Genomic DNA, 12,766 nt, shown 5'->3' on the forward strand with positions numbered 1-12,766 from the left:
AGGATAGGACCCGAGCGCAACGCGACGCACGGGGGTCCCCCCATGGAGCGTTGACTCGCGCTCGCTTACACTTGCTCCTGTGAACCTTCCTCTGCGCGTCCTCATCGCCGATGACGAGCTCGTCGCCCGCAAGCGGCTCACGCGCCTGCTCGCGGCCTTCCCCGATGTCTCCGTGAGCGGCGAGGCGGCCGATGGCGAGGCCGTGCTCCAGGCGGTGCGGGCTGGCGGCGTGGATGTGGTGCTGCTCGACATCCACATGCCCGGCCTGAGTGGCATGGACGCGCTCGCGCTGCTCCCCGCGGGAGGCCCCCACGTCATCCTCGTCACCGCCCACGCCGACCACGCGGTGGAGGCCTTCGAGCACGGCGCCGTGGACTACGTCCTCAAGCCCGTGGAGGCCTCGCGCCTGCAGAAGGCGCTGGAGCGGGCCCGCGCCCGGCTCGCGTCCAGGGCTCCCGAGCCAGCGAAGGGCTCCGCCGTCGAGCAGCTCGCGCGTCCACTCGCCCGGCTGCCCATCCCCACCCGCCAGGGCATCGTGCTGGTGGATCCGGAAACCATCTCCCACGCCACGCTCGAGGACGAGCTCGTCACCGTCTTCACCTCACAGGGGGACTACCTCACCGACTTCACCCTGCAGGAGTTGGTGGATCGGCTCCCCACCGAGGGCTTCTACCGGGTGCATCGGCGCGCCCTGGTCAACCTCGCCCACGTCACCCGGCTGGAGCCGCTGGAGACGGGCGGTTACATGGCACGCACCGCGCGTGGACACACGGTGGAGGTGAGCCGCCAGTCCGCGCGCGAGCTGCGCCGGATGCTCGGCCTGCGCCGGGGCCTGGAGGACGAGCCCGGGGCTTGAGGCCACGAGGCACGGGCTGCGAACATGCGCGCCATGCTTCCGCAGCCAGACCCCCTTCCCACCCAACGCTCGGGCGCGTTCTGCGCCACCCATGTCGATCGCCCGGCCGCCACCATCTGCACCCGGTGCGGCGGCTATGCCTGCGATCTCTGCCTCCGGGTGGGGAGTGACCGCCAGGACTACTGCGTCAGCTGCATCCCGCTCCAGCACCAGCTGGCGGAGCCGGGCACCCGCTTCGTGGCCCTCCTCGTGGACCGTTTCTCCGTGGTCCTCCCCGTGATGGTCTCGGCCTTCATCGGAGCCCTGGTGGCCTCGACGACGCAAGAGGAAGGCAAGAGCGTCGTCTTCCTGCTGATGAGCGTGGGGTTCCTGGGGAGCCTCGGCGTGCTCGGCTACCAGCTCTACCTGCTCGTCACGACGCGCCAGAGCCTTGGCAAGCGCATGCTGGGCATCCAGGTGGTCCGCACCGACGGGAGCCCGATCGACCTCGGCCGGCTCATCCTCCTGCGCAACCTGGTGCCGGTGGTCATCAACTACGCCACCTGCGGCCTCTTCGACATCGTCGACGCACTCATGATCTTCACCAGCGACCGCCGCTGCCTCCACGATCACATCGCGGACACCCGGGTGGTCACCGTGAACAAGTACGCGCGCTGACGGGGCTCGAGCGAGCGAGAGGCCGCGGCTCCACGGCCCCACGCCGACGCTGGGAGGGGGATTTGAATCCCCCATCCCAGGGAACCTTCACTTGACGGACAGCACCACACGGTTGGGGCCGTTCGCCTTGGACGCGCCGAGCGTCTTCTCCGCGGCGGAGATCAGCTCCTGCTCGTTGCGGGCCTGGTCCGGGAAGACGGCCACCGAGGCGGTCACCGTCACCTCGCCCGCGACGCCCTCGTCCTCGGGGAAGGCCATCTCCTCCACCGCCTTGCGCAGCTTCTCCGCGTACGTGCGGGCCCGCTCCACGTCGGCGTTGCAGAGGATGACACCGAACACGTCCCAGTCGTACCGGGCGGCGATCTCCGAGGAGTTGTCGCTCCGGGCGTGCGTGACGGGATCTTCCATCATCTCCGTCACCAGCTGGGACACCCGGCGCAGCAGCTTGTCCCCCTCGGCGTAACCCCGCGAGAGGTTGAAGCGGCGGAAGCCGTCGATGTCGATGAGCACCAGGGCCAGCTTCTGCTCCCGACGCCGCGCGCTCAGGAGGCCCGCGCTCAGCGCCTCCTGGAAGTAGCGGTGGTTGTAGAGGCCCGTCAGGCCGTCACGGAACGCCAGCCGCTCGCTCTCGGGGATGAGCGACTGGGATGCCGCGCCCTTGGCTTCGGGCTTCGGTTCCACCGTCTTGACGCGCGAGCTCGGGGGCGACCCCGGTTTGCCGGCCGCCGGTTTGGCGGGACGCAAGCCGAGCTGCTCCTTCAGCTCCTGCACCATCTTGTCGCGGATCGCGACAAGGGCGGCATTGTGGACCGCCTGGCCCACGGTGTTCTTCAACTCCTGCTCGGTGAACGGCTTCGTCAAGAAGTGGTTCACCCGCGCTTCATTGATGGCTTTCTGGGCGTCCTCCAACTTCTGGGAGGCCGTCACCAGGATGCGCGCGGCATGGGGTTGAAGCTCGGAAACACGCTTGAGGAGGTCTACCCCCATCAGGCCGTCCCCAAGGTTTTGATCCGATACGACCGCGTGCAGTTGTTCCCGCTGAAGCACTTCGAGCGCTTCTTCAGCGGACCGGGCAAGGAAGACCGTGAAGTCCTTGCTCAGGTAATACTGCATCAAGGCCAGCATCGTCCGGTTGTCCTCGACGACGAGGACCTTCGCAGCAACAGGCTCACTCACCAGGGCAGACCAACGCAACGAGGGGCATGAAGATGGGCGAAGCGTCGCGCAGGTGAGGGCCTCGGGGCAAGTCCTCGAAGCAGGTTGACCACCACTTCAGTCCATCGGCCACTCGTGGACCGGCCTGCCAGACGTGGAGTGGGCCATGTAACGCTCCAGCAAGGCCCCCAGGGCGTCCTGCCGGGGCATGTGGGCTTCCAATCGCGCCAACATCTTCCGCTGCCACCGTGCCCCCGTACAACCCGCACGCAATCGGGCCTGGATAATGGAAAGGAGCGCGTCCGCCTCCTCGGCGGCCACGCCGGCGCCCACCAGGCCCTCCCTGGCCACGGGGAGCAGGCGCTCCACCAGGGCCACCGCCGGCACCGGCCGGGGAGAGGGAGCGTTGCGCTCGGGCCACAGCAGCATCGCGTCCAGGCCTTCCTTGGAGGCGCGGAGGAAGTTGCCCCGGGCACAGGCGAAGGGGATCCCCGGCAGCAGTGCCTCCACCTCGTCGCTCAACCCCAGCGTGAGGCCCAGCAGCAGCGCCCCATTGGCGAGCATGTCCACCACCGAGGGGCCCGCGGGCAGCGCGCGCAGCTCGATGCGCACGTGGCCGCCCCCGCTCGGATCGTAGATGGCGCGGTTCCAGCTCCACACGGTGCCCTGGTGCAGCCGCAGCTCGTCCAGGCGGGGCAGGCCCCCCGCGGCCAGACACTCCAGCGGCGACTCCGGGCCCAGCACCGGCAGCAGCGGCGAGTAGAGCGCCACCGACTCGGCGAACAGCTCCAGCGGGCCCTGGCGCACCCAGCCGTGGCCGAAGGTGACGCGCCCGTGCTGCGGGGCCTCCGACGAGGACTCGCCCCGGTCATCCACCGCCTGGCGGAAGAGCGCCACGCGCGTCTCGTCCCACAGCCGCCGCCCCACCAGGAAGGGCGAGTTGCTGCTCACCGCCAGCACCGGCGCCGTGGCCAGCTGGGCCGCGTTGTACATCCGCGCGAAGTCCGCCGGGTCCACGCGCAGGTGGTACTGCAGCGAGGTGTTGGCGCCCTCCAACGACACGTCGTCCCACTCCAGGGTGAGCGAGTCCTCGCCCTTGATGACCACGCGCAGCGGCTCCTGACGCCGGTTGCGGATGGCGGCCGACAGCGCCCGGTAGCGAGGCATCCCCGTCAGCGACGCGCTGCCCAGGTCCGCCTCGCGCAGCGTGGGGAGGATGCCCGTCACCGCCACCCGCGCCCCCTGCGTGGCCGCCGCGCGCCGCACCTCCGCCAGCGCGCTCTCGAACTCCTCGCGCAGCGCCGTGAAGGGACGCCCCGCCAGCGGCCCCGGCCGCAGGTTGACCTCGAGGTTGAACCGGTCGATCTCCACCGTCACCCGTGGGTCCACCGTCTGGCTCAGCACCTGCCGGTTCACCGGCAGCGGGAAGCCCGCGGCATCCACCAGGAACATCTCCAGCTCGGCGCCGATGGTCCGCGGGCCCACGCCGAACCCTGGCCGCTCCAACACGGTCCGGAGCACTTCCAGGCTCTCGGCGAGGCGCCGCGCGAACCGCTCGTGATCCTCGGCATCGAACGTCTCTTTGTGGATTTGGAGTCCCATATGGCGGCACTCCCCTAGGGGAAGGTCGGCGAGGGCGAGAGGAGGGTTTCGGGCACGTCCGCGCGGGAGGCGAGCTGCTCCAGCAGCCGTCGCGACAGGGCGAGCGCCTGCACGCGGATCTCCGGAATGGCCGTGCTCTCCCACAGGACACCCCGGCGCAGGGGGCCCAGGGTGAAGAGCACGCGCGAGGCCCGGCCCTCCGCGTCGAGCAACGCGCCTTCGGTGTCCGTGGCCAGGCCGAGCCCCAGCGCATCCGCCTGGACGAGCCCGGATTCCATGAGCCCGCGCAGCAGCGGGTGCGCCCGGCCGATACAGGCGTCCGGTCCGGTGCAGTTGATGACGTGCTGGACACGGAAGGTGGCCTCGCGCTCCACCCCTCGGGGCCGGACTCGCGCCATCACCCATCCCTCGCCCGTCACCTGGAAGCCGCGCACGCGGGCCGCGTGGACGCGCAGCACACCGGCGCTCTGGAGTTGCTGGAGGATGTCGTGCACCCCGGGCGCCATCCGGTGACGGTGCACGTCCCAGAGGGCGCGCAGGTGGCGGAGGAAACGGCGCCGCTCGGGCACCGGCAGGCCGCGCCACAGAGAGGCCGTCAGGGGCCGCAGGCCGTCCATCACACCGCGCCAGTCCGCGCCCTCGTCCGTGGTGCGCCGGGCCTCGCGGCGCAGCGCGCTCAGGACGGAGCGGACGCGGGAGGGCTCCGAGAGGCTCACGGGCGGGCCCGCCACCACCCCGGGACGATGGACGTGCGGCAGCAGCCCGTGCCGGGAGATGGCGTGGATGCGCCCCTCATGGTTGTGCTCGGCCAGCGAGAGCACCGTGTCCACCATCGTCAGGCCCGTGCCGATGAGCAGCACCGAGTGGTGGGGCTGGACGTGGCGCAGGGCGCCCTCGGCCCAGGGGGAACGGATGTAGCGGCGGCTCGAGTACAGCCCCCCATCCGGCACCGGCAGGTCCGCGGGGATCGCATTGCCCACCGCCAGCGCCACCGTCCGCGCCAGGAGCCGCGTGCCATCGGCGAGCACCAACCGGACGTCGTCCCCCTCCTGGGACAGGGACGCGGCCTCGCCCTCGAGGAGCGCCAGGCCCACGCCCGGCGCGGCCTTCTCGCGGGCCTCGCGGAGCACCGCCTCCAGGTACTGGCCGTAGCGCCTGCGCTGGACGAAGTCACCCGGGCCTGTGTCCGGCTCGACGCGGCGAATCCACCGCAGGAAGTGTTCGGGATCGTCCGGGAAGGCGCTCATCCGCCCGGCGGGGGCGTTCAGCAGGTGGCTGGCGCTGTCCGTGGAGTAGGCGAGGCCGGGCCCCACACGCCCCGAGCGCTCCAGCAGGGCCACCCGCAGGGGACCCGAGGCGTTCCGCAAGAGCTGGGCCGCCAACAGTGTGCCACTTGCTCCCCCACCTACTATGAGTACGTCCCACCGCGACTCGATTCGCACATGGAGAGTTTAATCCTCGAGTGCAGGTCCTACATCCCCCCTTGACTGTCTACTCTCCAGGGGGACGTGTACGAATTTCGAGGGAGCACCTCCCGGGCTGGAATCCGGCCTCCCTATATAAGGAGGGGAGACGCACTCGGGCTCGCTCGGCCGCCCGCGCCCCATGAGTCGGGCGTCGGGGTGTGTTATCGCTCGATGACGATGGAGCCCACGCCCGCCACCTCTCCGGTCAACCTGTATGACCTGCCGCGTGCCGCCCTTGGCGAGCTGCTCGCCGGCTGGGGTTACAGCGCCTATTACCGCGACCTGCTCTGGGAAGCCCTCTACCGCCAGCAGGTGGAGTCGTTCGACGCCCTCACCGGGCTGAAGCCGGAGCTCGTCCAGACCCTCCGCGAGCGCACGCGCCTGGAGCGGCCCGTCACCCACCACGAGGTCCACAGCACGGACGGCTACACCCGGAAGCTGCTGCTGAAGCTGCGCGACGGGCAGACCGTGGAGACGGTGCTCATGCGTTTCAAGGGCCGGGCCACGGTGTGCCTGAGCACGCAGGCCGGCTGCGCCATGGGGTGCGTCTTCTGCGCCACGGGGCAGATGGGCTTCGTGCGCCACCTGTCGCCCGGGGAAATCATCGGCCAGGTGCTGCACGTCACGCGAATCCTCCGCGAGACGGACGAGTCGCTGCGCAACGTGGTGTTGATGGGCATGGGCGAGCCCCTGCACAACTACGAAGGCACGATGGCGGCGGTGGACATCATGGTGGATCAGCTGGGGCTGGCGCTGGCCCCGCGCTTCATCACCCTGAGCACCGTGGGCGTGGTGCCCGGTATCCGCCGGCTCGCGGACGAGGACCGGCCGGTGCAGCTCGCCGTCAGCCTGCACGGCGCCACGGACGCGGAGCGCGGCGCGCTGGTGCCCGCGGCCCGCAAGTGGCCACTCGCCGAGCTGGTGGACGCCTGCCGCTACTACGCGGAGAAGCGCAAGCGCCGCATCTTCTACGAGTGGGCGCTCATCGCCGGGCAGAACGACACGCCCGAGCAGGCCCACGCGCTGGGCCAGTTGCTGAAGGGGATGGAGGCACACGTGAACCTCATCCCGCTCAACCCCACGGTGGGCTACGGCGAGCGCCCCAGCGGCCCCGACGCCGTGCGCGCCTTCCAGGACATCCTGGCCAGCTACGGCCTGCCCAGCACCGTGCGCCAGCGCCGGGGCATCGACATCGACGCGGGCTGTGGCCAGCTCAAGGCCGCCGTGGAGCGGCAGCGACCCTCGCGTCAGCCCACGGCTCCCTGAGGGCCGGGGTGACGGCGCTCCTGGGCCTCGCGGGCTTCGCCGGCTACTTCTTCCTCCAGCCGCTGCTGCTCGGAAAGCAGTTCGACCACCTCATCGACGCGTCGCACCTGGACTGGATTCCGGACGAGGCCCGGGTCATCGGGGCTCCCGCCGCCGTGCTGGAGCTCCTGCGCACCGCGCACCCCGTGCGGCTCTACTCCGCGGGCATCCAACCGGAGCCGCCCGCCTTCGACTACCTCGTGTACAACCCCAAGGGCTGGGAGCCATTGCCGCCTTCGCTCGAGCAGCTCACCGAGCCGTGCCACCCCTCTGGAGGCTGGGTGGTGCGCTGTCCGAAGCGCTGACTCCGGGCCTTCTCCCGTTGGCCAGCAGGCGCCCGGCCCCACACGTCAGACATGCGGTAGCCCGCCTCGTGGCATAAACCTCCCCCATGCCTCGCGACGTCTCCTTCTTCGACTCCCTTGGCCGCCTTCTCGCCCTCGAGCGCGACGCCGAGCGCGCCCGCATGGAAGCGCTCGCCGAGGGCATGTCCCTCCAGCAGCGCGCCGAGCAGGGGCTCTCCTTCCTCGACCTGGAGAGCATCGAGGAAGAGGTAGGCCTCGGTGGCCGCGTCCTGGTGACGCTCGCTCGCAAGGACAGGGCCCGCTTCCCCGCCCGCCTGGACAACGGCGACCAGGTGGCCGTCTTCCCCCGCCGCTCCGAAATCAAGGAGCCCGCGCGCGCCCTCGTCGCCCGCGCCACCGCCACCCGCGTCCAGCTCGCCTTCGACCGCGAGCCCCCTCCCTTCGTGCACGAGGGCCTGCTGCGCCTCGATCGCGTCCCCAACGACGTCACCTACGAGCGCGTCCGCGCGGGCCTCTCGCGCGTGAAGGCGCTCGACAAGGGAGCCGCCCGCCACAAGCGCGAGGTGCTCCTGGGCAACGAGCCCCCTCGCTTCGACTCCCTCCGCGAGCTCACCCCCACCCGTGCCCTCAACCCCGAGCAGCATGACGCCGTCGCCCGAGCCCTCGCCGCCGAGGACTTCTTCCTCGTCCACGGCCCGCCCGGCACCGGAAAGAGCACCGTGCTCGCCGAGGTGGCCGCCCAGGCCGTCGCCCGGGGCCAGCGCCTGCTGTGCACCGCCGCCAGCAACGCCGCCGTGGATCACCTCACCGACCTCTGCCTCGACAAGGGCCTGCGCGCCATCCGCGTCGGCCACCCGGCCCGCGTCACGCCCCGTCTCCAGGAGCACACGTTGGACCTCGTGGTGGAGGAGCACCCGGACCGCGTGCTCTCCCGCGAGCTCTTCGACGAGGCCTTTTCCCTGCTCGGCTACGCCCGCCGCCAGCGAAACCAGGGCCGCAGCCGCGAGCGCTTCGCCAACGCCCGCGCCTCCACCACCGAGGCCAAGAGCCTCCTCGACGAGGCCCGCGCCCTCGAGCGCAAGGCCCTGCGCGGTGTGCTGGAGCGTGCCCAGGTGGTGTGCGTGACGCTCGCAAGCCTCGAGTCCGGCATCCTCTCCCACGAGGAGTTCGACCTCGCGCTGCTCGACGAGGCCACCCAGGCCACCGAGCCGCTCGCCCTGCTCGGCTTCCTGCGCGCCCCCAAGGTGGTGCTCGCTGGAGATCCACAGCAGCTCCCGCCCACCGTGCTCTCCCCCGAGGCCGCGAAGGCCGGTCTCGCCGTCAGCCTCTTCGAGCGCCTGCTCGCGGACCACGGCGAGGGCGTCAAGCGCATGCTCCGAGAGCAGTACCGGATGAACACCACCATCATGACCTTCCCCTCGAAGGAGATGTACGGCGGCGAGCTGCGCGCCCACCCCAGCGTGGCGGACCGGACGCTCGCGGACGTGCTACCTCCGGACACGAGCGTGGACGCCCCACCCGTCCTCTTCCTCGACACCGCCGGCAAGGGCTTCGAGGAGGAGCAGGAGAAGGACACGGGCAGCCTCTTCAACACCGGCGAGGCGGACCTGGTCGTCGCCCGGGTGAAGGAGCTGCTCGCCGCCGGGCTCGAGCCCCGGGAGCTCGCCGTCATCACCCCCTACCGCGCACAGGCCCACGCCCTGCGCGAGCGCGTGGAGCCCCTCTCCGCCGACGTGGAGGTGGACACCGTGGACGCCTTCCAGGGCCGCGAGAAGGACGCCATCCTCGTCACCCTCACCCGCTCGAACTCCGAGGGGCAGATCGGCTTCCTCTCGGACCTGCGCCGCATGAACGTGGCCCTCACCCGAGCGCGCCGGCACCTGTTCGTGGTGGGTGACTCGGCCACGCTCAGCGGCCATCCCTTCTACGCGCGCTTCATCGAGTCCACCCAGGAGGGCGGCGGCTACCGCTCCGCCTGGGAGTGGCCCGATCCCTCCGAAGCCGCCTGAGCGCCGGATCCGAGAAGCGAGACGGGTCAAAGCCACAGCTGGAGTCCAGGCCGTACCGTGCCCAGGCGCCGCAGGAAGTCACCCGGCTGCACGAACTGCTCGACGTGCAGCACCCCACCCGGACGGTGACCGGAGAGCAGCAGCCGCGCGACCTCCGCCGCGACCAGACCGGTGAGCTCCGCCTCGCGTCGGCCCGAGAGCGCGAGCTCCCGGGTGGCGGGCTCCGTCCCGATGAAGCCCTCGGCCCGGGCCACGACGGCGCAGGTATCCGAACCGAAGTGCACGGCCCGGAGCGCGCGGATCGCACCGCGACGGAACAGGGGTGCGCGTAACGAACGCGACAAACGCAACCGCGAGGCGAGGCCCACCACCGAAGTCAGCAACGCCGAGTCGAAGCACATCCAGGTGGAGACGGTGGGAATGGCGAGCGTACGAGCCACCACGCGCTGATCAGGGAAGTTGAACCTGTAGGCGCGCCGCTCCCGTGGGAGGCCGGGAAAACGAACGCGCGCGTGCTCGCCAAAACCACGGACACGGCGAAGACGACCGTCCTGGAACACGTCGAACCCGCCATCCAGGTTGTCCAGGGTCCACCCGATGGCCGCCTCGCCATGCTCATCGCCGGCCCCGAGCATCAGGAAGAGGTCCATCTTCGCCACCCGGTCGAACCGCCCGACCGCATGGGCCGCCAGGAGGTTCGTCAATCCCGGGGCCACCCCCACGCTGAGGATCGCCGTGCTTCCGTTCCGTCTGGCCAGGGGGTCGAGTCGCTCGAAGGACGTCAGTGATTCCTGCTTCGCGGTCACGTCGATGTAGTCGACGCCCGCGGCGAGGCAGTGCTCGACGACATCCGAGCCCTCCTGGTCCACGCACATGATGACGAGCCGCGCCCGAGCCAGAACGGGATGCGGACGACCCACCGCGAGCTCGAGGCCCGTTGCCTGGACTCCATTGCCGAGCGTGGCGGCGAAGGCCTCGGCCTTCACCCGATGACGACCCGCGATGACGACCTGCCCGGGAAAGGCGGGGGCCAGGGAGCGGGCCACGGCCTGTCCGACCTGCCCATAGCCTCCCACGATCACGATGGCCTCCCCCTTCATCGCCCAGACCTCCCACGGAGAAGGAGCCAGTGCGCCCGAACCACCCACGCCGCGAGGGGGACCTGCAAGACACCGGTGAGCTCGAAGAGCAGATCATCGGGCGGGGAATAGACGGAGGCCGGGAACAGACGGCCCATCACCTGGGGACTGGCGCCCGCCAGGAACAAGAGATCCTTGAGGACATGGCTGTACAGCCCCTCGAAGGCACCGATCCACCCCACCGGGAAGGCGGCCGTCAGGAGTGTGAACACGGCGAGGGCCACACCGCGGTGGGAGACGGCCAGCGCGCTCGCCCCGAGAATCAAGGCTCCGGCGACCACGGCGATCCCCACCACGTGCAGGCGCCAGGGAGTGGCATACAGCCACGCCCCGTAGACGTGATGGACGATGGTGAGCAACAGGACGCCCAGGGACGCACGGGTGGAGCGTCGGGCCAGGAGTCGGAAATCGGTCGGGTTCTCATGAGCAGGCATCGCTTCCTCCGGCTTTGACGACGGGGCCAGGTACTTGAGACTTTTCTGTTCCGTGCGAGTCACGAACACCAGCGAGCATCGGGAAGCTCACTTGTGCGAGCGGCGCATCAATCAGGAGACGAGGAGACCCTCCAGGTGAAATCCCTCGCGAACATCGAAGCCTTCGTCCGAGCCGTGGAGCAGGGCGACTTCACCCGCGCGGCCCGGACACTCGGACTCACGCCCTCGGCGGTCAGCCGGCGGATCGCCCGTCTGGAAGAGGAGCTGGGACTGGCGTTGTTCCGCCGGACGACGCGCGCCTTGCGACTCACGGATGACGGCCGTGCGTTCTACGAACGATGCAGGCGCATCCTGGGCGAGCTCGAAGAAGCGCAGGAGGCCATGACCCGCGTGCGAACCCGACCCACGGGCAGGCTCCGGGTGGACGCTCCGCAGGTGCTCGGACAGCTCATCCTGGTCCCTTTCCTTCCGAGGTTCTTCAAGCAATACCCGGGCATCGAGCTCGAGCTCACCCTCAGGGATTACCTGGTGGATCCGGTCACCGAGGGCATCGACGTGCTCCTGCGCATCGGAACGCTCCGGGACTCGGGGATGATGGCGCGGAAGCTGGGCGTCACCCGGATGGTGGCATGCGCCGCGCCGGGCTACCTGAAACACCACGGGCGTCCCCGAACACCCGAGGACCTCGCCAAGCATCACTGCCTCGGGTTCCTGCGTGAATCAGGTCCCGTTCCGTGGCGGATGCGCACCGGCGAGTACGAAGTGAAGGGCCCGTTTCACGTGAACCAGGGAGCGTCGCTCCGCGATTCCGCCGTGGCCGGCCTGGGAATCTGCTGGCTCTTCGACTTCATGGTCACCGAGGAGCTCGCATCCGGGAAGTTGGTGCCGGTCCTGGAGGAGTACGCGTGCGACGAGCGGCCCATCCACGCGCTCTATTCTGAGAACCGGCACCTGCTGCCAAAGGTGCGCGTCTTCCTCGACTTCGCGGCGTCGCTCCTGGCGAAGACCCGGCGGAGTTGAGTGCAGGACCTCATCCGCCGTTCAACGGCCTCGGCGTTGCACGGCGCGGAGGTCATGCGGAAGATCTCCCTCATGGTCACCCGTCGCCCTCCCGAATCCGAGTCCACCGAGCGAAACGCTCCGTCCGTCGAAGCGGCCTTTCAGTCGGCTCCAGAGGAGATGGTGGCGGAGATCCTCGACGGAGAGCTGTACCTCGGCCCGCGCCCGGCACGACCGCATGCCAACGTGGCGTCGAATCTTGGCGGCCTCCTCACCGCGCCTTTCAAGTTTGGCAGGGGCGGACCGGGAGGGTGGGTCCTCATCGATGAGCCGGAGCTGCACCTTGGCCCGCGTCCGGACAAGCTCGTGCCAGACCTCGCCGGGTGGAGGCGCGAACGTCTGCCACGCGCCGTGGGAGGAGACGAGGCTCCGGCCCATTACGACCTCGCCCCGGATTGGGCCTGCGAGCTCCTCTCCCAACGCACGCGGAGCAGGGACAAGGGCCAGAAGATGCGCATCTACGCCCGGGAAGGAGTGCGGCACCTGTGGCACGTGGATCCGCTTGCCCGCACGCTCGAGATCTTCCGGCTCACCGAGGGCGAGTGGCACCTCGTCCACTCCTTCACCGGAGAAGAGCCGGTGCGTGCCGAACCCTTCGAGGCCATCGAGCTCGAACTGGCGCTCGTCTGGTCCGAATGACGATGGAGTGAAAATCCTCACGGCACCCTTCCAGGCATGGGTGGAGGTGAAGTCCGCCTATGTGCGCCTGGAACCCGCTCCCGACTCCCACGCTGACGACGCGCGCTCGTCATCCCTCACATTCCGAGCAAACGAGATGC

General features: G+C 70.0%; 12 protein-coding genes. 7 read left to right on the top strand and 5 right to left on the bottom strand.

Features of this window, described 5'->3' with window-relative positions:
* Positions 1-79 precede the first annotated feature (79 nt).
* Together JQX13_RS02855 and JQX13_RS02860 are read left to right on the top strand one after the other, a co-directional pair.
* Positions 80-856: a LytR/AlgR family response regulator transcription factor gene (locus JQX13_RS02855; RefSeq protein ID WP_203407550.1), complete on the top strand. Its 777-nt coding sequence runs from the start codon at positions 80-82 to the stop codon at positions 854-856.
* 24 nt (positions 857-880) lie between these two features.
* A complete protein-coding gene (locus tag JQX13_RS02860) occupies positions 881-1,513 on the top strand; it encodes an RDD family protein (RefSeq protein WP_239014502.1) in 633 nt (210 codons plus the stop codon).
* Positions 1,514-1,600: 87 nt separating this feature from the next.
* Here the strand turns inward: JQX13_RS02860 and JQX13_RS02865 are convergent, their stop codons facing one another.
* The 3 genes from JQX13_RS02865 to JQX13_RS02875 form a co-directional block, all read right to left on the bottom strand.
* Positions 1,601-2,689 carry a GGDEF domain-containing response regulator gene (locus tag JQX13_RS02865; RefSeq protein WP_203407551.1) on the bottom strand — a complete coding sequence of 363 codons (1,089 nt, stop codon included), beginning with the start codon at positions 2,687-2,689 and terminating at the stop codon, positions 1,601-1,603.
* 96 nt (positions 2,690-2,785) lie between these two features.
* Positions 2,786-4,270: a glutamate--cysteine ligase gene (locus tag JQX13_RS02870; protein WP_203407552.1), complete on the bottom strand. Its 1,485-nt coding sequence runs from the start codon at positions 4,268-4,270 to the stop codon at positions 2,786-2,788.
* Between the two features lie 14 nt (positions 4,271-4,284).
* Complete coding sequence (locus tag JQX13_RS02875) at positions 4,285-5,652, bottom strand: FAD/NAD(P)-binding protein (protein WP_239014503.1); 1,368 nt, start codon at positions 5,650-5,652, stop codon at positions 4,285-4,287.
* 255 nt (positions 5,653-5,907) lie between these two features.
* On the opposite strand from JQX13_RS02875, the gene rlmN reads away from it, so the two are divergent.
* The 3 genes from rlmN (at position 5,908) to JQX13_RS02890 (ending at position 9,355) form a co-directional block, all read left to right on the top strand.
* Positions 5,908-7,002 (top strand): 23S rRNA (adenine(2503)-C(2))-methyltransferase RlmN, encoded by a 1,095-nt coding sequence (rlmN, locus tag JQX13_RS02880; RefSeq protein ID WP_430384149.1) that lies wholly within the window; start codon positions 5,908-5,910, stop codon positions 7,000-7,002.
* Positions 7,003-7,010: 8 nt separating this feature from the next.
* Positions 7,011-7,346 (top strand): hypothetical protein, encoded by a 336-nt coding sequence (locus JQX13_RS02885; protein WP_203407554.1) that lies wholly within the window; start codon positions 7,011-7,013, stop codon positions 7,344-7,346.
* Between the two features lie 86 nt (positions 7,347-7,432).
* Positions 7,433-9,355 (top strand): AAA domain-containing protein, encoded by a 1,923-nt coding sequence (locus tag JQX13_RS02890; RefSeq protein ID WP_203407555.1) that lies wholly within the window; start codon positions 7,433-7,435, stop codon positions 9,353-9,355.
* Between the two features lie 26 nt (positions 9,356-9,381).
* Here JQX13_RS02890 and JQX13_RS02895 read toward each other — a convergent pair whose 3' ends face one another.
* Complete coding sequence (locus tag JQX13_RS02895; protein WP_203407556.1) at positions 9,382-10,455, bottom strand: saccharopine dehydrogenase NADP-binding domain-containing protein; 1,074 nt, start codon at positions 10,453-10,455, stop codon at positions 9,382-9,384.
* Positions 10,452-10,928 carry a hypothetical protein gene (locus tag JQX13_RS02900; protein WP_203407557.1) on the bottom strand — a complete coding sequence of 159 codons (477 nt, stop codon included), beginning with the start codon at positions 10,926-10,928 and terminating at the stop codon, positions 10,452-10,454. Before JQX13_RS02900 ends, JQX13_RS02895 begins: the two co-directional genes overlap by 4 nt.
* A 135-nt stretch (positions 10,929-11,063) precedes the next feature.
* On the opposite strand from JQX13_RS02900, the gene JQX13_RS02905 reads away from it, so the two are divergent.
* Complete coding sequence (locus tag JQX13_RS02905) at positions 11,064-11,948, top strand: LysR family transcriptional regulator (RefSeq protein ID WP_203407558.1); 885 nt, start codon at positions 11,064-11,066, stop codon at positions 11,946-11,948.
* A 54-nt stretch (positions 11,949-12,002) separates the two neighbouring features.
* Positions 12,003-12,626 (top strand): Uma2 family endonuclease, encoded by a 624-nt coding sequence (locus tag JQX13_RS02910; protein ID WP_343211064.1) that lies wholly within the window; start codon positions 12,003-12,005, stop codon positions 12,624-12,626.
* Positions 12,627-12,766: the final 140 nt, after the last annotated feature.

The sequence above is a fragment of the Archangium violaceum genome (assembly GCF_016859125.1).
Lineage (GTDB): Bacteria > Myxococcota > Myxococcia > Myxococcales > Myxococcaceae > Archangium > Archangium violaceum_A.

Coding starts and splice junctions, on each gene's coding strand:
- JQX13_RS02900 (WP_203407557.1), bottom strand. CDS start 10,928: ATGCCTGCTCATGAGAACCCGACCGATTTCCGACTCCTGGCCCGACGC.
- rlmN (WP_430384149.1), top strand. CDS start 5,908: ATGACGATGGAGCCCACGCCCGCCACCTCTCCGGTCAACCTGTATGAC.
- JQX13_RS02890 (WP_203407555.1), top strand. CDS start 7,433: ATGCCTCGCGACGTCTCCTTCTTCGACTCCCTTGGCCGCCTTCTCGCC.
- JQX13_RS02895 (WP_203407556.1), bottom strand. CDS start 10,455: ATGAAGGGGGAGGCCATCGTGATCGTGGGAGGCTATGGGCAGGTCGGA.
- JQX13_RS02910 (WP_343211064.1), top strand. CDS start 12,003: ATGCGGAAGATCTCCCTCATGGTCACCCGTCGCCCTCCCGAATCCGAG.
- JQX13_RS02870 (WP_203407552.1), bottom strand. CDS start 4,270: ATGGGACTCCAAATCCACAAAGAGACGTTCGATGCCGAGGATCACGAG.
- JQX13_RS02860 (WP_239014502.1), top strand. CDS start 881: ATGCGCGCCATGCTTCCGCAGCCAGACCCCCTTCCCACCCAACGCTCG.